Below are 24051 nucleotides of genomic sequence, written 5' to 3'. Positions count from 1 at the left end.
CGCGGGCGGGGGTCAGTGCGTGGCGGTCGTCTGGGGCCGGTCGTCGCGCACGTGCACCAGCATGTCGCCGGTCTCGATCACCGCGCCGGCCTTGTCTGCCAGGGTGACCACCTTGCCCCGCCGGACCAGGGCGATGACCAGCGACTCCAGCTCGCGGGGGGAGCGGCCCACCTCGGAGCGCTCGGCGGAGCGCATCGCCAACGCCATGCCCTGCCCGGGGGTGAGCAGGTCCTCCACCACGTCGATCAGCGGCGGGGCCGAGGTGGACAGGCCCAGCAGCCGGCCGGCGGTGGCCGAGGAGACGATCACGTGGTGGGCGCCGCTCTGCTTGAGCAGCGGGGCGTTCTCCGCCTCCCGGGCGGCGGCGATGATCCGCACCTGCCCGGCGGTGAGCTGCCGGACGGTCAGCGCCACCAGGACCGAGGCGTCGTCGCTGTCGGTCGCGATGATCACCGCCTTGGCGTTGCGTACGTGCGCCTCGTTGAGCACCGACGAGCGGGTCGCCGAGCCCTCGATCGCCACCAGGCCGGCCGAGGTGGCCTGCCGCAGCGCCGGACCGCTGCGCTCCACCACCACGATCCGGGACTTGTCCAGCCCGTTCTCCAACAGGGCGGAGACCGCGCTGCGGCCCTTCGTGCCGTAGCCGCAGATGATGACGTGGTCCTTCACGGCTCTCCTCCACCGCGACAGGCGACGCCCGGTGCGGTACTGCTCGGTCAGCACTTCCAGGGTGGTGCCGACCAGGATGATCAGGAAGATCACCCGGGCCGGCGTGATGTAGACGACGTTGATCAGCCGGGCGGTCTGGCTGACCGGGGTGATGTCCCCGTAGCCGGTGGTCGAGAGGGTGACCACCGCGTAGTAGAAGCAGTCGAGGAGGGTCAGCGCGTCCTCGTTGACGTCGCGGTAGCCGTCCCGGTCGAGGTAGACCACGGCGACGGTGGCGAAGACCAGCCCGATGGCGGCGGCCAGCCGGAGACTCAGCGCGCTCAGGGGGCCCCGTCGCTGCGCGGGAAAGTGGATCACGTGAGGGCCCGCCCCGGCCCTGTCGTCGCCTGCACGACCACAACATAGCGGCCTGCGCGGATCTCGCACGGCGGGGTCGTCGACCCGGGGTACGACGACGCGCGGCCGGACGGGCCACCCGGCGCGGCCGACAGCGGGCATGATGGGGGTGTCCCCCGGACGACGAGCCCGAGAGCGAGGCCCGCATGTCGTTGCTGCGACGAGTGATCGGCGGGGTGCTGCGCCGCTTGCGGCTGCGGCAGGGCCGCACGCTGCGCGAGGTGGCCGAGGCCGCCGGAGTGTCCGTGCCCTACCTGTCCGAGGTCGAACGCGGTCGCAAGGAGGCCTCCTCGGAGGTGCTCGCGGCGATCTGCCGGGCGCTCGGCATCCACCTGTCAGACCTGTTGGAGGAGGCGCGCGACGACCTGCGCCGGGTCGAGCCGCGCATCCCGGCCGCGCCCCGGGCCGGCCTGGCCCGGCTGGAGCGGGCGGAGGTCGGCCGCCCCGACGCCGCCGCCCCGGCATTGCGGGTCGGTCCCAGGACCGGCGGCCCGCTGCTCCACCTGGGGCCGCGCACGGGCGGTCCGACCCTCCGGGTCGGGCGGTCCGCCTCCGCAGCGGGCGGCCACCCCGGCCCGCGTACCCGCGTCGCGCTGGCCTGCGGGCGGGCCCGGGCGGGCGCGCGCACATTGACCGTCGTCTAGGCCGGCCGATTCTGCCGTCGGCTGATCTGCCGCCGGCAGAATCGTTGGCTCCGCGCGCCCCGTTCCGCGCAGGCTGGAGGCGCCGGTCCCCCGGGCGTCCTCCGGTCGCCCGCCGGCACTGCCGAAAGGGCGGACTCGATGATCGGTCTCGACGTGCGGATGTTGGACGGTGGGCAGCCCTCCTTCGGCGACCAGGTGTTCGATCGGCTGCTGAGGGAGCGGATCATCTTCCTCGGCACGGAGGTGACCGACGCCTCGGCGAACCAGATCTGCGCCCAGATGCTGCTGCTCGCCGCCGAGGACCCGGAGCGGGACATCGTGCTCTACATCAACTCGCCGGGCGGCTCGGTGAGCGCGGGCATGGCGGTCTACGACACGATGCGCTTCGTCCGCAACGACGTGGCCACGGTGGCGCTCGGCTTCGCCGGCTCGATGGGGCAGTTCCTGCTCTGCGCGGGCACGGCCGGCAAGCGTTACGCGCTGCCCCACTCGCGGATCATGATGCACCAGCCGTCCGGCGGGATGGGCGGCACCGCCGCGGACATCACCATCCAGGCGGAGAACATGCTGCACGTGAAGCGGACCATGCAGGAGCTGATCGCCCGGCACAGCGGGCGCAGCCTGGATGAGATCCAGCGGGACTGGGACCGCGACCGGTGGTTCACCGCCGAGGAGGCCCGCGAGTACGGCCTGATCGACCGGGTGGTCACGAAGGCCGAGCAGCTCCCGGGGAGCTGACGGGGCCGGGCCGCGACGGGGGCGGTCCGGCCCGGTGACGCGGGACGGCGGCCGGCGATGGTCCCGCCGGCCGCCGTCGCGTTCCCGCCGTCAGGGCAGGTCGACGAAATCGTCCAGGAAGTCCCGGGCGCTGTCGCTGTCCAGCCGGTAGGTGACGTTGGTGGCGTAGCAGGGCGCGTCACCGGTGATGGTGGTGGAGGCGAGGAGGCGCTGCCCGCCGGCGGTGAGGAAGTTCGGGCCGCCGGAGTCGCCGTAGCAGGCGCCGCCGTAGTCCCGGCTCTCGTTCATGGCGAGCCGCACCCAGGTGGCGTTGAGCGCGTTGAAGCCGACCTCCGCCTTCATCCGCACGCCGCCGCCCGGGTGGACGTGCCCGCCCGGCTCACGCTGGGCCTCGGCCGTGCCGTACCCCACGACCTCCCAGCGGGCCTGGTCGAGCGCGCGCGGGCCGAGCGCGGCGAGCTGGCCGGCGGTCGGCAGGGTGGCCGGGGTGAAGTCCCAGCGCCGGTCCAGTTCGGCGGCCTGCCCGGCGTCGAGGGTGACCACCGAGATGTCGTGCGAGTCGGCCGAGTTGCCCGGGTAGTCGGGGTGGACGTGCGGCGTGCCCTCGACGCCGACGGCGGCGGCCACCTGCGCGGGGCCAAGACCGGCGGCCTTGGCGTCGGCCAGCGCGCCCTCCACGTCCTGGGCGAGCGAGACGTAGAACCGGGCGCCCGGCGCCCAGTCGGTGGTGCAGTGCGACGCGGTCAGGAAGACGTCGCGGTCGATCATGGTGCCGGAGCAGTACCAGTCGACGACGTCCGGCGTGCCGGGGTCGCCGTCGCGGTCCCACTGCACGATGAGGGCGCCGACCTCGGTGCGCTCCGGGGCGGGGTGGGCGTTGTAGGTGTTGATCGCGGACGCCGGCGTGGCGCCGGCGACGGTCGCGGCGAGCACCGCGGCCGTCAGGGTGGCGAAGAGTGCGGTACGACGCACAGGGTCCTCCGGAATGGAAGCGATGAGCGGAACCGGCGCCGGACGCGCCCCCTCGATCCGCGTCCGACCCCAGGTACGCGATGGCCGCCGCTGGTGCCGGCCGTCGATGGGCCGAGCCTATTCCCGCCGATGGGATTCCGCGCGGAGCGCGGGGCGCAGCGTCTTGCACCCGAATCTCGTTACATCCGTCGGCTGGTCGGCTCCGCCCCTGCAGGCGCCGGGGGCCGGTAACGTGCCGGGACGTGAGTGGAACGGACCATCTGCGTGACACCCGGGCGTCCTACGACGTCATCGCCGCCGACTACGCCGAGCAGCTCCAGGACGCGCTGGTCAGCATGCCGTGGGACCGGGCGGTCCTCACCGGCTTCGCCGACCTCGTGCGCGCCACCGGGAACGGGCCCGTCGCCGACGTCGGCTGCGGCCCCGGCCGGCTCACCGGGTACCTGCACGGGCTCGGGCTGGACGCCTTCGGCATCGACCTCTCCCCGCGGATGGTCGAGATCGCCCGCCGGGCCCACCCCGAGCTGCGCTTCGAGGTGGGCGCGATGCCCGACCTGGAACTGCCCGACGCCGCCCTCGGCGGCATCGTGGCCTGGTACTCGACCATCCACGTCCCGGACGACCTGCTCCCGGCCGCCTTCGCCGATTTCCGCCGCGCGTTGGCGCCCGGCGGTCACCTGGTCCTGGCGTTCCAGGTCGGCGACGAGTCACTGCACCTGACCGAGGGGTACGGCCAGCCGATCTCGCTCAACTTCCGGCGTCGCCGACCGGAGCGGGTCGCCGAACTGCTGACCGAGGCCGGGCTGGACGTCCGCGCCAGGTTCGTGCGCGAGCCGGAGACGTACCCCTTCCACCAGGAGCGCACGCCGCAGGCGTACCTGGTGGCCCGCCGACCGCTCCACTGAGGCCTTCGGCGCGCCGCCCCGGCGTCAGCGCGCCACGGTCAGCACGACCTTGCCCAGCGCCCGGCGTCCCTCCAGGTCGACGTGCGCGGTGGCGGCGTCGGCCAGCGGATAGGTCGAGACCAGCGGCCGCCACCAGCCCCGCCCGGCCAGCTCCAGCGACCGGCCGGCCAGCGCCGGGATGCCGCCGGGCAGGGCCCGCATCCGCTGCCCCAGCCAGCCCACGGTCAAGCCCCGGCCGATGACGTCGCCGGTGTTGATCCGGGTCGCCTCCCCCGCCGACCAGCCGAACATCATGAACCGGCCGCCCGGCCTCGTCAGCTCCAGGGCGGCCCGGCCCACCGCGCCGCCCACCCCGTCGTACACCAGGCTCAGGCCGCCGACCCGCTCCCGCACCCGGTCGGCCCAGTCCGGGCTGCCGTAGTCCACCACGACGTCCGCGCCCAGCTCGCGCAGCTTCGCCGTCCGGTCGGCGCCGCGTGCCGCCGCCACCACGGTGGCGCCGGTCGTCCGCGCGGCCTGCGCCAGCAGCCAACCGACCCCGCCGGCCGCCGACGGCACGAAGACGACGTCGTCCGCCGTCGGTGGTTCCAGGTCGAGGATCCCGAGGACCGTCCGGCCCGTGCCGACCGCGGCCACCGCCTCGGCGTCGGTCAGCTCCGGCGGTACGACGTACAGCGACCCGACGGCGGTGACCGCCTGTTCGGCGTACCCGCCCGGCACCATGCCCAGGTGCGCGACGACCCGCTTGCCGCGCCACGACTCGTCCACGCCCTCGCCCAGCTCGTCCACGACGCCGGCGACCTCCCGGCCGGGGACGGTGGGCAGGTCGGGCAGCGCGAACGGACCGCCGGCCTCGCCCCGCCGCAGGGTCGTGTCGAGCAGGTGCACGCCGCTGGCCGACACGGCGATCCGGACCTGGCACGGGTCGGGTGTCAGGTCGGGCAGGTCGTCGAGCACCAGGTTGCCGGGGGGACCGAACTCGTGAAGTCGGATCGCACGCATGCCACCATCCGACATCCTCAACCGAGCTTGAGGTCAATACCGGCCTCGGATCAGACGGTCGGCGCCACCCGTGGCACCCGAGCACCGAGCCGGCCGGCGGGACCGGCCGGCCGGAGCGTCTGGTGGCGCTGCCGCTCCGGGTGTCCCCCAAGACCGGGCCACCATTGCGCGCCCTCGGTCACGTCACCACCTTCGGCGAGTACCTTCACTGGCACGGTGACCGGGGGCACCGGTCATCGCGCCACGACGATGACGGGAGAGGTCAGATGATCGGTCGACTGCACTCGGTGGTGCTGGACTGCCCGGACGCCGAGAAGTTGGCGGAGTTCTACGTCGAGCTGACCGGCCTGGAGTGGGCCGACAGCGACGGACACTGGGTGACGTTGAAGGGCCCGGACGGGCACCCCCGCCTCTGCTTCCAGAGCGTCGACGACTTCCAGCCACCACAGTGGCCGGATCCGACCCGGCCGCAGCAGGCGCACCTCGACGTGGAGGTGGACGACATCCAGGAGGCCGAGCAGGAGGTGCTCCGGCTGGGCGCCACCCTGCTGCGGGGCGGCGGGGGCCGCAGCAGCGGTTTCCGGGTCTACGCCGACCCGGCGGGGCACCCGTTCTGCCTGGTCTGGGGCCAGGACTGACGCCACGGCCGGCCGGGACCAGGCCGGGCAGGCCGCCGTACGGCCGGGGCGACCGCCCGGTCGTCACCGGGAAGCCGGTGTCCTGTCCGCGCCGCCCCCGGCCAGGCGCCACCGCCCACCTTGGCGGGTCGTTCCGCGTATATTCCGCGACCTGCGACAAATGGTCGCTTCCGGTGGCCTACGGCTGCATACCCAACCAATCGAAAGCAATGCATATTGCCAGCTAGGATGGCGTTTTGGCTGATCTTCGAGTGCCCCCGGCAGGATTCGAACCTGCGACACACGGTTTAGGAAGGCGACTGCGGCGGGTTGGTGAGCATGCCCTTGACCTGGACGTCCGCGTCGGTCATCTGCCGGACGAGTCAAGATCGTTGCACGTACTCTGCACGGCCCCCGGTCCGGCGTCTTCGACTGCTGCGTCCGCCCGACGAGGTGCATCCGAGTCCGTGAGCCATCGGTGGTCGTAGCCGAGATGATCCCAGCAAGAACGCATCCAGCGCTGCTTCCGGGCAGAGGAGGTGCGCCACAGGTACCGCAAGTTGTCGCCCAGCAGATGCCGTCGCTCCGGGGCGATACAGCCGGGTAGCCCATGGCAGAGGTCGGCAAGTTCGTTGATCTGCTCACGCCGCTTCAGCAAGGTCTCCAGCGACTGGTCGTCGTCCACCGGAGCCGTGTGGAACCGGATCTCCAGGAAGGCCAGGTGCAGGAGTTGCAAGACGGCCTTCTCTGTCACTACATCCGGTGGCTCGACGGTCGTCACCGGACAAGTCTCTCCCGGCGGGCGACGGAAGGCGTGCGTGCGGTCGTCTTTCGGCAACCCCCAGTTTGGAAGAGCGCGCTCAACCAAGCCCTGATTCCGGCGACGTCTGCGGCCGGGCAGCTGCCCTCCGTGCCCGCACATGACCGCTGCCCGCCACAGTCACTGGCCCATGGATGGTTCATGACGGCCTCGCGATGATGGCTCACGCCATGCCTGCCCTCTGCTGCCAGACTTGATCGACGGAATGAGGAGGGGAGACACTAGCCTTGGCCAGGCGCAGGTACCGCAAGTCCCAGCCGGTGGAGCCACCAATCCCGCCCCAGTTGCCCCGCACGCTCATGGGCAGGTTCCTACGGGAGAGCATGCTGCGCCACTCGTCGGAGCGTGAACCACTCACGGCAAGGTTCCCAGAGTTCAGCTCGCTCGGCTCCGCCCATGTCATGATCGCCGCCTTCCAAATCGCGGTGGCCCGACTCTTCGAGCCCAACCACGGCCTCAAAGACGTTGACCTCCTCGTATCTGCCATGCGGCGCGCATTCGGCCCGGAACTGCCTTGGCCGGAGACCGAGGCCCTCATCCGCTTCGAGATGGGTGAGGATGTTGCGATCGGAGACTTCTCGGTTCGCACCAAGACTTTCGCCATGATCTTGACCCTAGGGGCCTATACCGACTTCGTGGAGCGGAACGAAGCAGAGGTAGACGGACTCCTCACCGAAGCCGAGCGAAGAGCCTTCGACCACGGGCACCATCCGGAGCTTGCGGAGTAGCAGCGGCTGCCGACCAACGTCGTCATGGGCCACCCGCACCAAGGCACGGCTGCGCAGTGGGCGCGCGGCTGCCCGGCGGCGTACGGCTTACCGCCCCCGGCCCGGAGGCCGGGGGCGGCTTGCCGTGTCGGCGGCTCTCCGTGCGCCTGGCCCCAGGTACTCGGTGGCAAGCCGCGAAGCGGCGCGGCAGCCGATCGCCCCGGCCAAGACGGTGGCCGGCCACCCCGCGATCGTCACGGCAAGAAGGACCGCCACGCTGATAACCGTCTCGATGCCCGGATGAGGACGACTCGCCCGGTGATCATTGTTCGCTGCGCTCTGAGGGAAGCCCGACGTACTGACGAAGTCCCGGCTACCGTCCTGCCGTGAGAGAGCGGAACTGCGGCTCGGCCTGACGCCAGATGCTGATGAACTCCAAACGGGGAACGCTCAGCCGCATCCATACGCCCACCGGTGGCGCCCATGGCGGTGGCTCACCCCACTCCAAGCGAGGGCGGGTGGTGAAGGTGAACACTACGTCGATCTCGGTCATCTCCACGTACATGTTCAGGTGGTCGAAGGTGTCGCCAAGGTGCAACGGCCCCCGTTCCCGTATGCCAGGCTGCTCCGCCAAGCTGCACAGGCGGCAGAAATCCATGTAGTGCGGGTACCAGGCAGTTGTGCTGCCATCCCCGATCGGGACGCCACCCACGTAGAGCTGGAACTCACCGAACCGGCCGTCCTGGCTAGTCGGGACGAACCTCACGCGAAACGCATCGCGGGAACCCGCAGCCGGCACCGGCAGGGCCGAGCCGATATCACCGTCGTTTGCATCCATCTGGGAAACCACCGGGTCGATGCTACGGACGGCATGTCCCGGTACCTCGTCACCCACGAAGCGCGACCGGTTCCGCCCTTCCAGTCCAGCCAGGAGATGCAGCCCGCCGCGCCGGCCGATGCCGGCCGGAGGCCGCCAGCAGGCCGACCGCGGCGGGCGGGCCGCGCTTTAGGATCAAGGGGCCGCGCTTGCGCGGCCCCTTGATCCTAAAGAGACTGTTTCGGCAACCGTCCGGGCGACAATCCGGCAGGTGTTCCTGCGGCAGATCAGACGACGGCAGGCCCCGCAACGTGGAGGCTGCCGTGATCTACGCATTACGAGTCGGTCCCCGGTTCCTGCTAGACCGCGTCGGCCTCGTGCCCTGAGTGCTGCCTCGGTACGGCAGCGTCCACTGCTGATCGCTGGTTTGGCTGCTCCTTTGGCTGCTCGGCTTGCGGCCGCTGCCGCTTCGCCTCCGGCATCCGCCTCTCGCTAGACAACGGCCAGTCCTGACGGGACTGTTGAGGGCCTCTACGCCCGACTGCGCGGCGGCCAAGCAAGGGATGCCGAGGATCCCGCTCACGGGATAGCCTCCACCGTGGAGGCGGTGCTATGTCGCTGTATGGCCGAGACGACGAGACCTGGGAACGCCTGACCGTGGCTGGGCTGGACTTCCTCATTGAGCGGGCGCGAATCGGGGACGTCACTACCTACACGGAGCTCAACGCCACGTTGGTGCATCGAACAGGGATCCCAGGTTTTGACTTTGACCGTGAAGACGAGCGAGCCGCGATAGGACGCCTACTTGGGCTGGTCGTGGAGCGGAACTATCCCACTACGGGTCTGATGATCTCGGCACTAGTGCGGTACCTCGACGCCAACGATGCAGGCCCTGGCTTCTACGCACTCGCGACGCAGTTGGGGCTACTCGGGCGAAACCCATCGAGCACTGCGAAGATGGAGTTTTGGGTCGGTCAGCTCAAGGCGTTGCATCGGTATTACTCGCGTTCGCCGAACCCCTTGGCGTCCTGAGCCCCTTACCGTACTGATTCGCACCGCCAGGCAACCATCCGGCCCGCAATCTGCGGGGGCTTCGGCGTTGGCCCCCCGGATTTCATGTCGGCGGCTGGAGGCCCGGTACGAGCTCTGGCGCTTGTAGGCCGCTACTCACCAGCCTGTTGGCCAGCGCTCGGCCGCTCTTCGTGAACGGTCCTGGCAGCCAGATTCCTGGCCACCTGCTGACGACTGCTGGCCACATTCGCTCAATGAGCCGCCTACCCCGCTCGTACGGATGCAGGTAGATCCACAGCACGGCCGGTACCGGCGCCGGCAAGTCGGAATACCTAGCTGCCGGTTCAACGCCGACTGCCCCAGCCAGCAGCTCGCCACCTCCGAGCGCCCGATCCCTTGATGGGACGAGAACCGCCACCTGGCCCTCGGGGTCCTCCGCCGAGTACGGCTGAAAATCGAACCCGCTCTCTCTATGGAACTGGCGGCCGAGTCGCTCAACTGCTCGGCGGGCTCGCACCGGGCTGTCTGGCTCCACGACCGGACACGCGCCAGCCAGCCTTTCGAGGCGGTTCAGGACGCTGTCAGGCAGGTAGGGCATCCGGATGGTTGCGCGGTCAATCACTTCAGCGGCGCCCGGATCGGCGTAGCTCACTCCTCAATCTTGGCAGAGCTGAGCTCATGAAGGCTAGATCCGGCGTCTGGAGGGCCCGTGGCCATGGAGCGTCCGGCCCCGCCTCCGCGCAGTCGTTGCCGCCGCTGGTAGCGCCTGCCTCGCAACAGCGGCTGAGCCCATGCGGGCAGGTTATCGTCATCCCGGCCTGGCCGATACCTCGCTTACAAGCTCTGTGCATCGTGTCCACCAACGTCCGGGAGCGGCTGCACGCTCGGAGCTTCGTCCATGCCAGCGCTCGTTAGGGTGCTGCCGGCCGGCGCGGTTGCTATCACCGTTGCTGTCGACAGCCGTTCCGCCGGAGCGCCGGGCCGACCCCCGCTGGGGGGATGCGGACGCGCTGTTGTTAACCGCTGCCGACTGGTAGCGGCTTCCACTGGAGTGCAGGTCCGCGCTGCCGTCCGTCGGCGTGCGGCATCGACCCGGAGCAACGCTCTTGCGGCCTCGTCGCTGCATCGCTGCTGGTCGCTGCGTGATCGCGGGACTCTGTGCGATCCGTCCGACAGGGTCGGCTCACATCCCGCGACCTCGGGCGGCTGTTCACGCCTGGAAGCGTCATGACGTAGTTGGCCCTAAGCTCGACTCAATCTCGCTGGTGTATCGGCAGCTAACAGCGGATGATGCCCAGTCGTGGGCTACAACGTGACCTTAACCTTCGACTCAATGCATGACGTGTCGCTGTGGTTGAGCTTCGACGAGCGGCGATTCCTTCAAGGGGGCGCGGGCGTCCATCGACTGACTCTGGCGCTAAAGATCGACGCCAGGGGCACCTTGCCGGCCGGTACCCCCATAGCGCTTGGCGGAAGTGCCTGGCTCACGACGGGCAGCCGCGAGTACCTGGGCCAGTGGGCAACGGAGAGCCCTATCACGGTCTACGACAAGCCGTCCTCGGAGACGCTGGTCCTGGCGCTGACTGACGACCAGGTGGCAATCATCGAGCAGAGGCGCGCGAAGAACGGAGGCGGCTTCAACATCGAGCTTGAGGTTGATGCCCTGCTGACGTCAGGACTGCCGGCGAGATCATTCGAACCACCGCGTCGAGCTTCCTGGTGGCTCCGTCGGGCACCTGCGCCTGAGCCCGTCATCACTGGCTGGCCGAAGGCTCATTCCAATCACAGCGTGTACTTCACCTCGGGCCAGTGGTCCGAGATGCTGGCTGGCATCAACGCCTACGCATCACTTGCAGTGGTTGCGCCCCTGCCCGCCCTCGACCCCGACGCTCATGCCGTCGCCACACACCTCAGAGAGGCGATACGGCTGGTCGCGAACGGTGACGTGACGCAAGGCGTCACCGAAGCGCGCCGCGCGATCGAGGCTCTGGATGCAGTCTTCGGCACTCCAGACCGAGGCAAGAAGGCAATAAGGGAGATTGCCGAGATCACCCCGGAATCCCGCACGCTCTCCGAGCGGGTGGCGTTGCTCGAACACGCCCTCTTCTCCCTGGCCAGCCCCGCTGCGCATGCCGACCCGGATGCCGCCACTTTCCACTGGAACCGGGAACGCGCCAAACTAGTCGTGGCCAGCGTGGCAGCACTCGCTGCCTGTCGTAGCGACATCAAGCAGTGACAGGGGTTCCCTTGTTGCTCAACCCTCAGGGGGGACCTGCGGTATACCTCTACGACGGTATGGGACTCGTTTCCATGGCCGCAGACCCCCACGAGCACAGATGTTCAATCGATTAGCGGCCTCGTTAAAGAACTAATCGAGCTTCGCCAGAGCTACCTCGATCGGGGCCAAACGCTGGCGGCGCAGTACGACGTTCTACGGTCGCCAGGGCGAAGTAAGCTACGCGACTTCCATGCTGAACTCGACCGGGCTGTTCTTCAAGCGTACGGATTCAACACGGAAGATGACGTCCTAGCCCAACTGTTGGCGCTAAACCAAGATATCGCTACCGAAACCGGCGTGGTGCGGGGTCCAGGTGCGAAGGGACTGATTGGCGCAAAGGCAACGACATACGCATTGCGATAATAGGGGCGCCGCTCTTCCATCCCGTATGCCATCGACCCGCCCTTCTGGGGAGCGGGCCGCCGCCCGGCCCGCCATGCCAAGCGGACCTTGACGCACGTTCGGACGCTGGCGGATCGGGCGGCGGTCTGCTCGGCTTGCCCGGGTCGATGGCAGACGGGAGGGCCCACCGCAACCACCCACGGACCGCGACCCGCCGGCGCAGCCCCGGCCATCCTGGAGCCGGGGCGCCCCCGCCGGAGGCGCAGTAGCCGCAACCCTGCGACCGCCGCCAGCTCGCCGACGCGGCCGGCGTGCGCTTCCTTACGCCGCGCAGGCTCGTGTCCGCGCGGCCCGGCCGGCTGCCGGCTCACCCTCACCCGGCAACGCTCTGTCGTTCTGCGGCGGCCCTCCGGGCTTCCCCGCTCTCCGCGCCAGCCGCCAGGCGTTAGGCGTGACGGCCGCAGAGCGACAGCGGCAGCGGCCGGCGCGCGCCCAGGCGGCGGCGCGTGCGGCCCGTTCAGGGCCGCCTTGAACCCGTATCGAAACTCCGGGCTAGAGGGCGTCGCCGTGCTCCGCATAGGTTGCGTTGCTGCTGGTGCGCGCTGCGATAGCTGTGCGCAGTCTGCGGGTAAGTCGAGACGGTCCGTGACGCTCAAGGTCATCTGCTGCCACGTAGCGCCACTCGGTGAGTTCTCCGTCCGCGAAGTGGATGGCCTGTTCCTGCTCGGCAGTCAAAGATCCAGCGTCGAAGATGAAGAGGAGCTTGTCCCCTTCGTTCTCGGCCGGTGCCCAGTCAACGACGAGCATGGGGCCGAGCGCGGGTGTGAGGCCAAGTTCCTCTCGAACCTCGCGTACGCATGCAGCTCGGGGTGACTCACCGGGTTCGACGTAGCCGCCGGGGATGTCCCAGTGCTTCTTGTAGCTGGGGCGTACGAGGAGTATGCGGCCTTCGTTGTCGAAGAAGAGGGCGCCTGCGGCGACGCGTGGGGTAGCCATGGGTGGCATCTCGTTGGCCGTCACCAGGGCAGCCTAGATGGGCTGGGTTCAGTCAAGCACCTTGAGCCGGCGGGCCAAGCCGACCAACTCAGCGGAGGGCTTGCCGCGCTGTCGGCGAATCCAGGTCAGGGCGAGTTGTCGGCTGAGGAAGTGGTGCCGGACCTGCTCGGGTGCCATCTGCTCGGCATCGAGCAGCACGGCCTGGGCGTCGTCGACGCGGTTCCACGAGCTGTAGGCGCGGGCGACTTCGAGGGCGTGCCGTACGCGGCGTTCCATCGGTAGACCGGTGGTGTCGACGCGCGGTCCGAGGTCGATGGCGACTTGCAGGTTGCCCAGCTCGGAGGCGGTGGCGACGCGGTGGATGGCGACGTTGGTCGGGCCGAACGCGGTCCAGAGGTGGTTGGCGTCGGCTCCGAGCTGGCCGGCAGCGTGGTCGGCGGCGTCGAGGAAGGTGCGGGTGGTGGCGGCGTCGTTGGATCGGGCGGCGGCCATCGAGCCGGACAGGAACAGGGTTCCGTAGACGGAGAGCAGCGCTGGCGTGGCTTCCTTCAGGTGGTGCTCAAGGTAGCCGGCGGCGTCCTCGGTGAGGCGTACGGCTTCGGCATAGCGGCCAGTGGCGTGCAGGGCATGGCCGACCGAGCGGAACAGAGAGCCGGTGACGAGCGGGTCGCCGGTGGGGCGGACGGCGGCCAAGCCGCGGTCGGCGGCAATCCAGGCGAGATCGCTTTCCCCAAGCTTGGTGAGCTGGGTAGCTGCGAGCTGGTACGCCAGACCGAGCAGGCGGCGGGCCTGGTCTTGGTCGTCGCCGTCGTGGTGGTCGGCGGCGGCTTGGGCGCGGTGCAGCAGGTCGGGCAGGCGGCCGGTGACGTACCCGAATCGTGAGTCCTGGTAGGCGTCCCAGAGGGTTCCCACCTCTTTCTTGAGCACGGCGACGCTCGGTGGCTCTGCATCCGGGCTGCCGCCGAACGGGCCGAGTGCGCGGTAGTTCATCAGGGCGGCTCGCAGGGCGGGCACGGTTTCGGTGCCGCTGTCGGCGGTCCAGTCGAGCAGCGAGGGTTCGCCGAGCAGGTCTCCGAGAGAGACGTCCAGGACTTCGGCCAGGGATTTGATGACGGAGAGCCGGTCCAGCTCGATCCGGTTGTTCTCGATCTTGCCCAGCCAGTCGGAGGTACGGCCGATCAGCCCGGCCAGAACTTCCTGAGATAGGCCGCGCCGTCGCCGGTACCAGCCGACGCGTTCGCCGATGGTCAGGGTGTTGGTCGTCCCGCGCACCGGTTCACTGTCTCCCCTCGGTCGGCTGCGACCCCGGAAGGATTTTCCGGGTCGCTGGGCGGTTTGTGCCACAACCTGTCTACATGACGGGGCTGAACGTATTTAGCAACTGCCAATCCTGCTCGGGCGCGGGCTGGAAGTACACCCTTGCCCGCACCGCCATCCGGGGGATGGGGCGCGGGTCGGAGCGGACTCGGTCCCTGGCCCGGCGGTCCTGCCTGGACTGCGCGGGTTCCGGTCGCTCGGCGACCTGCTGAGGCTGGCCCGGGGTGGGTGCTGGTGTGGGGCCGCGACCCGAACGACGGCCCGTGAATGGCCCGCCCACCCCGGTGCCCCGCAAGCCGGCGCCGTCCCGGCCGGGCGTGCCGGCGCCGGGTGACCTGGTGCTGATCGACAGCCGGGCGTCGGTGCAGTTCGGCGGCGATCGCGCACTGTGGCTACGGGTGACGTCGGTCTGCGACAAGCCGACCTACTACGGCTGGGTGTGGCTGACCGGCTACGCCATCGACCTGGCCACCGGTAAGGCGCTGGCGCGGCGTGAGGTCTTCGCGCAGATCGCCGGCCTTCAGATCCAGCGACGCACTACCGACAGCGCGCCGCCTCGCAACGTGGCGCCGGTGATGAGGAGACGCGGTGTTTGACGTTCGGGTACGACTCGGCGCGGTGCTGACGATCGATGCAGCAGATCGTCTCCTGCCGTCGGACGGGCCGGTGACGTTGTGGGTGACCGGGGTTCGGCTGGTGGCCAACCGTCCGCCGCAGGATGAGTGGATCTGGGTCGAGGGATTTAGGCTCGGTCCGTCTGGTCGTCATGGTCGGCAGGCGCAGATCCTGGTACGCGCGAGCAAGCTCCCGCCGGATGGGGCGGCCCGGTGAGCACCTACCTGTCCAGTGCGGTGTGCGACCAGCTCCGGGCGGCACAGGCGCAGCTTGACCAGCATACCCCGTCGAGCGCGAACGGACGCTGCGCCACCTGCGGCGAGGAGGGTCCGTGCCCGCAGCGCCAGGCAGCGTTGCGGGTGTTCGGCCGGTACGGGTGCCTGCCGCGTCGGTGGCCGGGCGCGACTCGTCCAGAGTCGGTGGGAGCGCCATCGTCGTGGTCGGGATGGCTGGCCGCAGCGGTGGAGCATGTGACGTCGAACGGCTGACCTTGCTTGTCCTGTCATGCAAACAACTCATAAGCTGCTGAGATTCATGCAGCGTTCCTAGGTGGGGTGGCCCGCGATGGCGTACGAGATACCGACGCCGAAATACCTGCGCGTGTTGAACACGCTGCGGAAGCGCATCGAGGACGGCGACTACGCCCCCGGTGCGGCACTGCCGTCGGAGAACCAGCTCTGCACGGAGTTCGGGGTGTCCCGCCCGACGGTGCTCAAGGCGCTGGGCATCCTCAAGCAGGACGGCTGGATCGAATCGCAGCAGGGCAAGGGCAGCTTCGTACGCGGCCGGCCCGCCTCCGGCCGCACCTCGCCCGACTACGCTCGTGACGCGGTCGAGCTGGACGAGACCGGGGAGGCGGAGATCCTGCACGTCGGTCCGGTGCTCGCGTCACCGCGGATCGCGGCGGAGTTGAAGATCCCGGAGGGTACGCCGGTCTACGAGCGGCGCCGCCGGACCGTCTCGGAGGCGGGGCCGGTGGACCTGGTCGCCACCTTCGTGCCAGTGGACATCGCGGTCGGCACCGACATCACCAAGCCTGACCCGATCGCTGGCGGCCTGCTCGACCTCATCGCCCGCCACAAGGGCCTACGACCCGACTACGCCACCGAGCGAATGACCGCCCGCCGGGTGAGCGACATCGAGGCTGAGGCCCTGGAGGTGCCGGCCGACGAGTCGGTGATGAGCGTCGTCATCACCGTCCACCAGGCGTCGGGCGACCCGATCATGACCTCGGTGCTGGTGATGCCGGGCAGCCGCCACGAAATTGAGGACATCTACGCGTTGAGTTGACCCGTCACCTCGTCGGCACTCTCCGGGCCGTGCGCACCATTGGGTCGTTCGGATTCAAATCGTAAGGCGCGCTCTGCGGAGTCGAGAAGGTCAGCGTAAGTTACCACTTGAATTCGGCTCAAGTGAGCATTATAGGAGCGGATCGCCTGGTCAATTTGCTCGCGAGAGATGCCACTACCATGGGCGCGGTTGGGATGTCCTATCACGACTAATCCACGAGCTCGGCGCAAGTCGTAGTCGACACCCAGTTCATTCCGATAGAGCGTTCGATAGCCTGCTCCCATTTCGTCTAGGGAGCGAAGGTAGTTGAGGCATTGACTTACTGCCTCATGCACCTGATCGGCAACAATCAGATGGTTTCGATGCTGTCGCACAAGTTTGCTTTCCGGACCCTTGAGTTCAACCACTTGCAGGCTGCCATCGGCGCAAATTAGCGGAATGTCGTACTGGTCGAGTTGCACCAGCGTTCGCCTATCTGCTACCCCAATGTACTGTCCACCGAAAAGCCAATATCTCTTACCCATGGCCGCTTGCATTTTTCTTTCGTTGCTGTGCGGATCGCTTGCAAGCTCTTGTAGCTCTGCCACGATTCGGCGACGCTCACGAATTACGGCAGACTCGGCGGCCGACAGCCCGGCAGTAGTCGATGTCAGCCCCGACATGACCTCCTCGACCTGACCCGACTCGGACAAGACTCTGCCGAGTTCAGCCGCACTCAGACCTTGTTCAGCCCGGATCTCGCCAGCCCGATCCGAATAAGACTTTAGGCTACTTACGAAGCTTTCAAAGGTTTGGTCCGGGAAGGGCTCCCGCGTTTGTCCATTTCTCGTATCGAAGGCTAGATAGCAAACCCCACCCACCAGCCGATCAGCCAACATTCGACGGAATGCCGATCCCACCAACTCTATCCGGGATGCGGGTTGTGCATCGGTAGTCAATGTGAACGGATTGCGTTCGGCGCGTCTTGCGAGCGGAACCGAGTTGCGCTCGTTTTCTTCGAGGACGAAGACGACCCCCACCCAAGGCCTGTATGGGGCACGATCTGGACCATCGAAGGTGCGAGCGACGTTGGTCGCCGCAGCAACCAAGCTGTCAAGCCTGTTATTGACGTTCACCTGAAAACTTGAACCAGCGAGAATTTGAATTTCTATCAGTGCGAGCGGGAGTTCGTCTTCTGCAACGACCAAATCCCAGCGTTGAGGAGTGGTCCGATAGGAGGCGGGCACCCCCTTTGCTTCGGGCCAGATCGATGATGACTCAATGCCAGCAGCGGATAGATCGTCGGCAAAAGCCTGATTGATCGCCCGAGAGAGGTCTCTTGCTAAGGATCGCTCCCCGTAACGATCAACCCCCCGGCTCCGCTCCCAATAATCACGAAGGGCTTCTTGAGTTGAAGTCGCTAACAAGGGCGCCCCTTCTGTCGGCGAGGGCTCCTGGCGCACGGCTGGGCCACCATCGTCTCTGCTCGTCGCTCGAACAATACTGCCGGCAACGGATGGCTGCTGGGACTCGGCCGTCCATGTTGGACCCCGCCCTTGCTTGTACTTACAAGCTGGCGTAGCTTGTTAGCTCAACCTGTTGTCAGGTAGACGACTAGTGAGGCTAGGAGGCTGTCTACGTGGTTCCGATGACGTTGAAGGTGCCCGTCCCGTCCGAGTACGTGTTCCCTGCCGGGGCGCTCTGCCTTGGTGTGTCGCCGCAGATCGATTTTGAGCGGCGGGGTGAGGCGGACAACCAGGCGCGGGACAAGGAGACCGGGGAGCGGGTCTGGGTGGTGCGGGTGATGGACCTGGACCCGGAGGCCGGGAAGTTCGGTCGGTCGACCGAGGTGAAGGTGAAGGTGGTCGCGCCGCAGCAGCCGGTGCCGCCGCCGTCAACGGTTCCGGGTTACCCGCCGGCGGTGGAGTTCGAGGGCCTGACCCTCACCCCGTACGTGGATTCGCAGCGGTGCAAGCCGGGCCGCTCGTCGGGTGACTGCCGCTCCCGCATGGCGTACTCGCTGCGGGCCACCGCGATCCGTCCGGCGTCGAGCATGCCGGGTTCGGTGGCGGCCTGAGCGGTCGTTGTTTGGCGCGCGGGGCGGGTCGTTTCCCCGCCAAGAGTCCCGGCCCGTCCCGCGCTCTCCCCATCCCTCACGTGTGAAGGAGGGCGTGATGCCCACCGTAGTTCCCCCTGCCCTGAACTGCCCTGAGGGCCGCTGCTCGTCGGGGTGGTGGTCCTGATGTCCCGTACCCGCCTGGTCGGCCTGCGGCACGCCTACCGGGAGGCGGAGGCGGCCCTCCGGTCCGTGCTGCGGTTGCCGCCGGCTTCGGCGCGGGCGTGCGCGATCCGCTGCCCCCGCTGCGAGCAGTGGGTTAAGCCGCGCCGCTTCGACCTGCGTCGCATGTCCTGCCGCTCGTGCATTTCGACCCTGGCCCATCCTGGCAGGGGTGGTGACCTGTGCCTCTGATCAACATCATTCCGGGCGACAAGATCCCGGTGGCGCCGATGAACGTGCGCCTGCCGGCGTGGCAGGTCCCGGGTTGGCTGCTGGTGTTCTGGTGGCTGGCCCGCGGCCTGTTCCGCCTCACCGCGCTGGCGGTGCGGTACTGGTGGCTCACCACCCCCACCGTCGCCGCTCTGTGGGTGCGGGCCGAATACGGCGGGCGGGTACTGGCCGGCGTCGTCCTGGCGGTCGCCGTCGGCTGTGCGGCCTGGTGGCGGTGGCACCCGTCGTCGTGGCTGCGCTTCGGCTGGTATCCGAACGTGAGCCGGGTCCGCGCTCTGGTGGTCTACCGGCGGCGGTGGGCGTCGGTGATGGCGACGTGTGGGCTGGCGACGGCGTTCGCCGGTGACCGGTACGTGCCGCAACTGCTGCGGGTGCGCTGCGACCGGTACAGCGACGAGTTGACCGTCCGGATGCTGCCGGGGCAGATCCCGGACGACTGGGGGCAGGCCGCGGAACGCCTCGCCTACGCCTTTCGCCTTCGTCAGGGGCAGGCCCAGTCGACGGAGCGGCCGGATCAGGTCGTGCTGCGGTTCCTGCGTCGTGACCCGCTCGCGGCCGTCGTCGGTCCGCTGCCGGTACCGGTGGTGCCGGAGCTGGGCGGGCTGGCGCTCGGTATGCGTGAGGACGGGCAGCTCTATGGGCTGCGCTTGGCCGGCTCGCACGTGCTGATCGCGGGGGCGACGGGCTCGGGCAAGGGCTCGGTGCTGTGGTCGCTGATCCGCGCCCTGACCGGCGGTGTGCGGTCGGGGTTGGTGGAGCTGTGGGCGTTCGACCCGAAGGGCGGGATGGAGTTGGCGGCCGGGGTGCCGCTGTTCGCCCGCTTCTCCTACGACGACCCCGACAGCATGGCCGGCGTCCTCGAAGAAGCCGTCAAGCGGATGCGCCTGCGGGCGGCCCGCCTGCGCGGGATCGCCCGCCAGCACACGCCGACGCCGGATGAGCCGCTCATCGTGTTGCTCGTCGACGAGCTGGCGGCGCTGACGGCGTACATCACCGATCGGAAGGTCCGCGACCGGATCAAGGAAGCCCTCGGCCTCCTCCTCAGCCAGGGGCGCGCGGTCGGCGTGCACGTGGTCGCCGCACTTCAAGATCCCCGTAAGGACGTGCTGCCATTTCGGGATCTGTTCCCGACTCGCATCGGGCTGCGGCTGACCGAGCCGGAGCAGGTGGACATGGTTCTCGGCGACGGCGCCCGCGACCGGGGAGCGCTGTGCGACCGCATCCCCGAATCGGCTCCCGGCGTCGGGTTCGTCGTCCTCGACGGCGTTCGCGAACCCGTCCGGGTCCGCTTCTCCTACCTCACTGACCACGACATCCGCGAGCTGGGCCGTGACTACCGGCGGCTCTGCGACGACACCACCGACGAGCAGGAGGTGACCAAGTGAAGGCCAACGCGAACGCAGACCGGGTGGAAGGCGTCGTCCTGGTCCTCATCGTCCTGACCGTGGGCGGGCTGGCGGGGGCGGCGTCATTCACCCACGTGCACGACTGGACCATGGCCAACTCGCCCGCCGGTACGGGGGACTGGTTCGGTTGGGCCAACGCCGCCATCTCCGAACTGCTGCCCCTGGCGGCGTTGCTGACGATCCGGCGGCGCCGCCGCACCGGCGGGTCGGTCGGGTACCCGATGTTCCTGCTCGTCTGCGCCGTCGCTCTGTCGCTGTCGGCGCAGCTTGCCGTGGCCAAGCCGGGGGTGTCCGGGTGGCTGCTGTCGGCCGTGCCGGCGCTGGCGTTCCTCGGTCTGTCCAAGCTCGTCTTCTCCACCACCCCCGCCCCGGCGGTGGTGCCCGTCGACAAGCCGGTAGACACCGACGGCTGGGGCGACGTGCCGCCCGGCTACGACCCGACTGAGGAACGGCCGTCCGTTGTCCTCGTCGACGAGGACCAAGCGGTGACCGTCGCCGTGGAGGCCACCAACGAGCAGCCCCGCCCCGGGGATCTCCGCTCGGTTCCCGTGGTGCCGGTGGAGCGGCGGCCGGGACTGGTGCCCGTGCCAGCGGCGGCATTCGCGCCCCGCAACGGCAGCGTCTTCGGTGGGGAGCGTGACCGGTGAGCCAACTCGAACTCATCCCCACGACTCCCGTCGAGCAGCCCCGGCCGGGGTCGCGGGCGGACCGGATGCGTAAGCCCCTGGCCAAGGACGCGCTCAAGCAACTCGCCGAACAGAACGGCGTCTGTGTTCGCCCCCTCGCCATGCGGCGCACCGACACTGCCACCGGCCTGACCGAGGTGGTGGAGGTGCCCTGCGGGGCGACCCTGGCGGTCAAGTGCAAGCCATGCGCGGAGCGGGGCCGGCGGCTGCGCATCCAACAGATCCGCGAGGGCTGGCACCTCGCCGACGAACCCGCCATCCGCCCCGATCAACCGGGTGAAGACGTGCTCGCCCTGGTACGGGTCCGGGCACACCTGGAGTTCGAGCGCGAAGCCGTGCAGTACCAGCCGATGACCCCTGACGAGCGGGTTGCCCAACTGGCCGAGATTGACGCCGCGATCGCGGAGCTGGACGAAGCGCTCGCCGAAACCAGCCTGCGCGGACACCTCACCCCCAAGGAGCGCGACGAGCGGCCCCGGCGGAAGCGGTCGACCAGGCGGCGGCAGGACTCTCCGGATCTGCCCCGCCTGCCCGTCGACCCGCGTACGGTCGGCCGCGCCTACTCCGGGAAGGCCGGGAAGACGCACCGGCCGTCGATGCTCATCACTTTGACGCTTGGCTCACACGGGCCGGTGCACTCCCACCTACGGCGCGGCGCCTACGTCGCCCCCTGCGAGTGCGGCCAACGGCACGGCCCGTATGACGACGTGCTCGGCACCCCCGTCGACCCCGCCAGCTATGACTACCGGCGCGCGGCCCTCGATGCGATCCACTTCGCGCGGGTCCTCGACCGGTGGTGGCAGAACGTCCGCCGCGCCGCCGGCTGGAACGTCCAGTACGCGGGGGCGGTCGAGCTGCAACGCCGCCTCGCTCCACACGCGCACTTCGCCATCCGCGGCACCCTTCCCCGGCGGCTGCTCAAGCAGATCGCGGCGGCCACCTACCACCAGGTGTGGTGGCCGCCCTTCGACGAGCTGGCCTACCCGGTCGACAAGCCGCCGGTCTGGGACGTCGACCAGCAGGCGTACGTCGACCCTAAGACCCGGGAGCCGTTGCCCACCTGGGGTGAAGCCCTCGACGCCCTGGAAGAACCCGACAGCCGCCCCGCCTACGTCGCCCGGCTTGGGCGTATCGATGCCCGGGGTATCGAGCAGGGCACCAAGGATGCGGAGCGGTCGATCCGGTACGTGACGAAATACGTCACCAAGGACCTGACCGACCAGGCCAAGCCGCGCTCCGACGCGCAGAAGGCGCACTTCGACCGGCTCCACGCGGAACTCGCTGTCCTGCCGTGCTCGCCGACCTGCGCAAACTGGCTGCTGTACGGCGTCCAGCCCGACGGGGTCAAGGCGGGCTTGACCCCCGGCCGCTGCACCGGGAAGGTCCACCAACGCTCCACCCTCGGCTTCACCGGCCGGCGCGTCCTCGTCTCCCGGCAATGGTCCGGCAAGACCCTCGCCGACCACCGCGCCGACAACCGGTCCTGGGTGCGCGCCATCCTCGCCGGCGGCATGGCCGACATCGAAGAGCACGACCAGGCGACCGACGACGCGGACGGCTCGAAGCGGTACCGGTTCGAACTCGCCCGACCCGAAGACCCCGACATGCCGCCCCTGGAACACCGGCTTCTGCGCGCGATATCCGCCCGCATCCGCTGGCGCGCAGACCTCGACACCGCCCGGATACGAACAGCCGCCGCCGTTTCGGCAACCGCTGCTCCCCTCTCCCCTGCTGTTGATCCGAAGGAAAGAACCCCTCATGGAAAGTGAGCTGTTGACCGTTCCGGAGGTCCTCGCCGTGCTCAATGGCGTGTCGCGGCGTACCTTCTACCGCTGGCGTGAGCTGGGCATCGCCCCGGAGTGCATCAAGCTGCCCAATGGTGAGCTGCGCATCGAGCGGCGCGACCTGCGGTCGTGGCTGGAGCAGCACCGGGAGGCGGCGTGAAGTCCCGCGAGGTGCGGATACGCGGCATTCAGGTCAACGCCCTGGGGGGTCGCAAGAAGTCGTACACCGTCCGCTGGGTGGTGGGCAGGGGGCCGAAGTCCCGGACGTTCGGCACCCGGGCGCTGGCGGACAACTTCCGGTCGGACCTGATGCAGGCGGCGAACCGGGGTGAGGCGTTCGACGCTGACTCCGGGTTGCCTGAGTCGTTGATGGTGCCGGTGGAGTCGGTGAGCTGGCTTGGCTTCGTCCGCCGGTACGTCGACATGAAGTGGCCGGGCGCGGCGGCCAAGTCGCGGGAGAGTACGACGGACGCGCTGGCGACCGTGACGGCTGTGCTGGTGCGGGACCTGGCCGGGCGGCCGGATCCGGCGTTGCTGCGGCGGGCGTTGCGGGAGTGGGAGTTTCCGCCCGCGTCTCGGCAACTTGACCGGCCGGCGGAGATCGCTGCGGCACTGCGGTGGCTCGGCAAGGCGTCCGTGCCGTTGTCGGCGCTGGCGGAAGCCGCGGTGGTGCGTCCGGCGCTGGACACCCTGGGGCTGACGTTGGACGGGCGGCCGGCGGCGGCGTCGACGACCAGGCGGCGGCGCTCGGTCTTCTACAACGTCCTTCAGTACGCCGTGGAGTTGGAGCTGTTGGACTTCAACCCGGTCGACAAGCTGCGGGTCCGGTCGTCGCGGCGGAAGGTGGCTGGGGAGGTGGACCGCCGCGTTGTGGTCAACATCCGCCAGGCGCGCGAGCTGCTGACCGGGGTGACGTACGTCGGCCAGCGCGGGAAGAACGGCCGGCGCGGTGAGCGCCTGGTCGCCTTCTACGCCTGCCTCTACTTCGCGGCGCTGCGGCCGAGTGAGGCGCTGGGCCTGCGGGAGCGGGACTGCCATCTTCCGGCAACCGGCTGGGGTCTGCTGACGGTGGAGAAGTCACGGCCTGCGGCCGGGAAGCGCTACACCGACAGTGGAGAGGTGCACGACGACCGGGGACTCAAGCACCGGGGCGACACGGAAGCGCGGGAGGTGCCGATCCCGCCGGAGCTGGTGGCGATCCTTCGGGCGCACATCGACCGGTTCGGCGTCGGCGCCGACGGGCGGCTGTTCCGCAGCGACCGGGGCAACGTGATTGCCTCATCGACGTACTCCCGGGTCTGGGAAGAGGCGCGAAAGCTGAGCCTGACCCCGGACCGGGCCGCCTCACCCTTGGCCGGGCGACCCTACGACCTGCGGCACGCCGGGGTGTCGCTCTGGCTCAACGCCGGGCTGCCGGCGCCCGAGGTCGCTCAGCGGGCCGGGCACTCGGTCGACGTGCTACTCAAGGTGTACGCGAAGTGCCTCGACGGGGACCGCAGCCGGATGAACGAGCGCATTGACGCGGCGCTGAGCTGATGTACGTCCACAGCC

The 24051-nt window shown here is 69.2% G+C and carries 26 protein-coding genes; 17 read left to right on the top strand and 9 right to left on the bottom strand.

Translation table 11 applies throughout. The features are described from left to right. Positions 1-12 precede the first annotated feature (12 nt). The gene (locus tag ACSNN9_RS07440) at positions 13-1026 is read right to left on the bottom strand and encodes a potassium channel family protein (RefSeq protein WP_436672038.1); all 1014 of its coding nucleotides are present in this window, start codon (positions 1024-1026) and stop codon (positions 13-15) included. 185 nt (positions 1027-1211) lie between these two features. Here ACSNN9_RS07440 and ACSNN9_RS07435 point away from each other — a divergent pair, with 185 nt between their 5' ends. Together ACSNN9_RS07435 and ACSNN9_RS07430 are read left to right on the top strand one after the other, a co-directional pair. Then, positions 1212-1709: a helix-turn-helix domain-containing protein gene (locus ACSNN9_RS07435; protein WP_436672037.1), complete on the top strand. Its 498-nt coding sequence runs from the start codon at positions 1212-1214 to the stop codon at positions 1707-1709. A gap of 138 nt (positions 1710-1847) precedes the next feature. Next, positions 1848-2447, top strand: coding sequence for a ClpP family protease (locus tag ACSNN9_RS07430; protein ID WP_357882761.1), 600 nt, complete (start codon positions 1848-1850; stop codon positions 2445-2447). Positions 2448-2537: 90 nt separating this feature from the next. Here ACSNN9_RS07430 and ACSNN9_RS07425 read toward each other — a convergent pair whose 3' ends face one another. Next, positions 2538-3419, bottom strand: a complete 882-nt coding sequence (locus tag ACSNN9_RS07425) for a trypsin-like serine protease (RefSeq protein WP_436672035.1) — start codon at positions 3417-3419, stop codon at positions 2538-2540. Positions 3420-3661: 242 nt separating this feature from the next. On the opposite strand from ACSNN9_RS07425, the gene ACSNN9_RS07420 reads away from it, so the two are divergent. Beyond that, positions 3662-4324, top strand: coding sequence for a class I SAM-dependent DNA methyltransferase (locus ACSNN9_RS07420; RefSeq protein ID WP_436672033.1), 663 nt, complete (start codon positions 3662-3664; stop codon positions 4322-4324). 24 nt (positions 4325-4348) lie between these two features. Here ACSNN9_RS07420 and ACSNN9_RS07415 read toward each other — a convergent pair whose 3' ends face one another. Then, a complete protein-coding gene (locus tag ACSNN9_RS07415; protein ID WP_436672032.1) occupies positions 4349-5326 on the bottom strand; it encodes a zinc-binding dehydrogenase in 978 nt (325 codons plus the stop codon). A 266-nt stretch (positions 5327-5592) separates the two neighbouring features. On the opposite strand from ACSNN9_RS07415, the gene ACSNN9_RS07410 reads away from it, so the two are divergent. After that, complete coding sequence (locus ACSNN9_RS07410) at positions 5593-5964, top strand: VOC family protein (protein ID WP_436672031.1); 372 nt, start codon at positions 5593-5595, stop codon at positions 5962-5964. Positions 5965-6310: 346 nt separating this feature from the next. Here the strand turns inward: ACSNN9_RS07410 and ACSNN9_RS07405 are convergent, their stop codons facing one another. Then, a complete protein-coding gene (locus ACSNN9_RS07405; protein WP_436672030.1) occupies positions 6311-6724 on the bottom strand; it encodes a hypothetical protein in 414 nt (137 codons plus the stop codon). A 362-nt stretch (positions 6725-7086) separates the two neighbouring features. Here ACSNN9_RS07405 and ACSNN9_RS07400 point away from each other — a divergent pair, with 362 nt between their 5' ends. Beyond that, a complete protein-coding gene (locus ACSNN9_RS07400) occupies positions 7087-7491 on the top strand; it encodes a hypothetical protein (RefSeq protein ID WP_436672029.1) in 405 nt (134 codons plus the stop codon). A 352-nt stretch (positions 7492-7843) separates the two neighbouring features. Here the strand turns inward: ACSNN9_RS07400 and ACSNN9_RS07395 are convergent, their stop codons facing one another. Both ACSNN9_RS07395 and ACSNN9_RS07390 read right to left on the bottom strand, forming a co-directional pair. Further along, positions 7844-8320, bottom strand: a complete 477-nt coding sequence (locus ACSNN9_RS07395; protein ID WP_436672028.1) for a hypothetical protein — start codon at positions 8318-8320, stop codon at positions 7844-7846. A gap of 1081 nt (positions 8321-9401) precedes the next feature. Then, positions 9402-9950: a hypothetical protein gene (locus tag ACSNN9_RS07390; protein WP_436672027.1), complete on the bottom strand. Its 549-nt coding sequence runs from the start codon at positions 9948-9950 to the stop codon at positions 9402-9404. A 648-nt stretch (positions 9951-10598) separates the two neighbouring features. Between ACSNN9_RS07390 and ACSNN9_RS07385 the strand changes: the two genes are divergently transcribed. Beyond that, positions 10599-11534 (top strand): hypothetical protein, encoded by a 936-nt coding sequence (locus ACSNN9_RS07385; RefSeq protein WP_436672026.1) that lies wholly within the window; start codon positions 10599-10601, stop codon positions 11532-11534. Between the two features lie 36 nt (positions 11535-11570). Continuing rightward, positions 11571-11939 carry a type IIL restriction-modification enzyme MmeI gene (locus tag ACSNN9_RS07380; RefSeq protein ID WP_436672072.1) on the top strand — a complete coding sequence of 123 codons (369 nt, stop codon included), beginning with the start codon at positions 11571-11573 and terminating at the stop codon, positions 11937-11939. 531 nt (positions 11940-12470) lie between these two features. Here the strand turns inward: ACSNN9_RS07380 and ACSNN9_RS07375 are convergent. Together ACSNN9_RS07375 and ACSNN9_RS07370 are read right to left on the bottom strand one after the other, a co-directional pair. Next, positions 12471-12938: an NUDIX domain-containing protein gene (locus tag ACSNN9_RS07375; RefSeq protein WP_436672024.1), complete on the bottom strand. Its 468-nt coding sequence runs from the start codon at positions 12936-12938 to the stop codon at positions 12471-12473. Positions 12939-12962: 24 nt separating this feature from the next. Further along, positions 12963-14186 (bottom strand): helix-turn-helix domain-containing protein, encoded by a 1224-nt coding sequence (locus tag ACSNN9_RS07370; RefSeq protein WP_436672022.1) that lies wholly within the window; start codon positions 14184-14186, stop codon positions 12963-12965. Positions 14187-14569: 383 nt separating this feature from the next. Between ACSNN9_RS07370 and ACSNN9_RS07365 the strand changes: the two genes are divergently transcribed. The 3 genes from ACSNN9_RS07365 to ACSNN9_RS07355 all read left to right on the top strand — a co-directional run bounded on the left by ACSNN9_RS07365 (position 14570) and on the right by ACSNN9_RS07355 (position 16136). Then, positions 14570-14827 carry a hypothetical protein gene (locus ACSNN9_RS07365; RefSeq protein ID WP_436672021.1) on the top strand — a complete coding sequence of 86 codons (258 nt, stop codon included), beginning with the start codon at positions 14570-14572 and terminating at the stop codon, positions 14825-14827. Further along, positions 14820-15062: a hypothetical protein gene (locus ACSNN9_RS07360; protein ID WP_101413796.1), complete on the top strand. Its 243-nt coding sequence runs from the start codon at positions 14820-14822 to the stop codon at positions 15060-15062. Before ACSNN9_RS07365 ends, ACSNN9_RS07360 begins: the two co-directional genes overlap by 8 nt. Positions 15063-15410: 348 nt before the next feature. Then, positions 15411-16136: a GntR family transcriptional regulator gene (locus ACSNN9_RS07355; RefSeq protein WP_436672019.1), complete on the top strand. Its 726-nt coding sequence runs from the start codon at positions 15411-15413 to the stop codon at positions 16134-16136. Here ACSNN9_RS07355 and ACSNN9_RS07350 read toward each other — a convergent pair. Next, positions 16121-17578 carry a Shedu anti-phage system protein SduA domain-containing protein gene (locus ACSNN9_RS07350; protein WP_436672017.1) on the bottom strand — a complete coding sequence of 486 codons (1458 nt, stop codon included), beginning with the start codon at positions 17576-17578 and terminating at the stop codon, positions 16121-16123. The two genes, ACSNN9_RS07355 and ACSNN9_RS07350, sit on opposite strands and share 16 nt — an antisense overlap. Positions 17579-17763: 185 nt before the next feature. Here ACSNN9_RS07350 and ACSNN9_RS07345 point away from each other — a divergent pair, with 185 nt between their 5' ends. The 7 genes from ACSNN9_RS07345 (at position 17764) to ACSNN9_RS07315 (ending at position 24036) form a co-directional block, all read left to right on the top strand. Next, positions 17764-18192 carry a hypothetical protein gene (locus ACSNN9_RS07345; protein ID WP_436672015.1) on the top strand — a complete coding sequence of 143 codons (429 nt, stop codon included), beginning with the start codon at positions 17764-17766 and terminating at the stop codon, positions 18190-18192. A 165-nt stretch (positions 18193-18357) separates the two neighbouring features. Beyond that, positions 18358-18585 carry a hypothetical protein gene (locus ACSNN9_RS07340; RefSeq protein WP_436672014.1) on the top strand — a complete coding sequence of 76 codons (228 nt, stop codon included), beginning with the start codon at positions 18358-18360 and terminating at the stop codon, positions 18583-18585. Further along, positions 18576-20009, top strand: a complete 1434-nt coding sequence (locus ACSNN9_RS07335; RefSeq protein WP_436672013.1) for an FtsK/SpoIIIE domain-containing protein — start codon at positions 18576-18578, stop codon at positions 20007-20009. The genes ACSNN9_RS07340 and ACSNN9_RS07335 overlap by 10 nt, the downstream gene beginning before the upstream one ends. Next, positions 20006-20677 (top strand): DUF2637 domain-containing protein, encoded by a 672-nt coding sequence (locus ACSNN9_RS07330; protein WP_436672010.1) that lies wholly within the window; start codon positions 20006-20008, stop codon positions 20675-20677. Before ACSNN9_RS07335 ends, ACSNN9_RS07330 begins: the two co-directional genes overlap by 4 nt. Continuing rightward, positions 20674-22485: a replication initiator gene (locus tag ACSNN9_RS07325; RefSeq protein ID WP_436672008.1), complete on the top strand. Its 1812-nt coding sequence runs from the start codon at positions 20674-20676 to the stop codon at positions 22483-22485. The genes ACSNN9_RS07330 and ACSNN9_RS07325 overlap by 4 nt, the downstream gene beginning before the upstream one ends. Then, a complete protein-coding gene (locus ACSNN9_RS07320) occupies positions 22475-22660 on the top strand; it encodes a helix-turn-helix transcriptional regulator (RefSeq protein WP_334604778.1) in 186 nt (61 codons plus the stop codon). Before ACSNN9_RS07325 ends, ACSNN9_RS07320 begins: the two co-directional genes overlap by 11 nt. After that, entirely contained in the window at positions 22657-24036 is a 1380-nt protein-coding gene (locus tag ACSNN9_RS07315; RefSeq protein WP_436672006.1) for a tyrosine-type recombinase/integrase, read from the top strand. The genes ACSNN9_RS07320 and ACSNN9_RS07315 overlap by 4 nt, the downstream gene beginning before the upstream one ends. The last annotated feature ends 15 nt before the right edge of the window (positions 24037-24051 follow it).

This window comes from Micromonospora sp. URMC 107 (genome assembly GCF_051386315.1).
Lineage (GTDB): Bacteria > Actinomycetota > Actinomycetes > Mycobacteriales > Micromonosporaceae > Micromonospora.
This window is presented reverse-complemented; position numbering and strand designations above follow the sequence as displayed.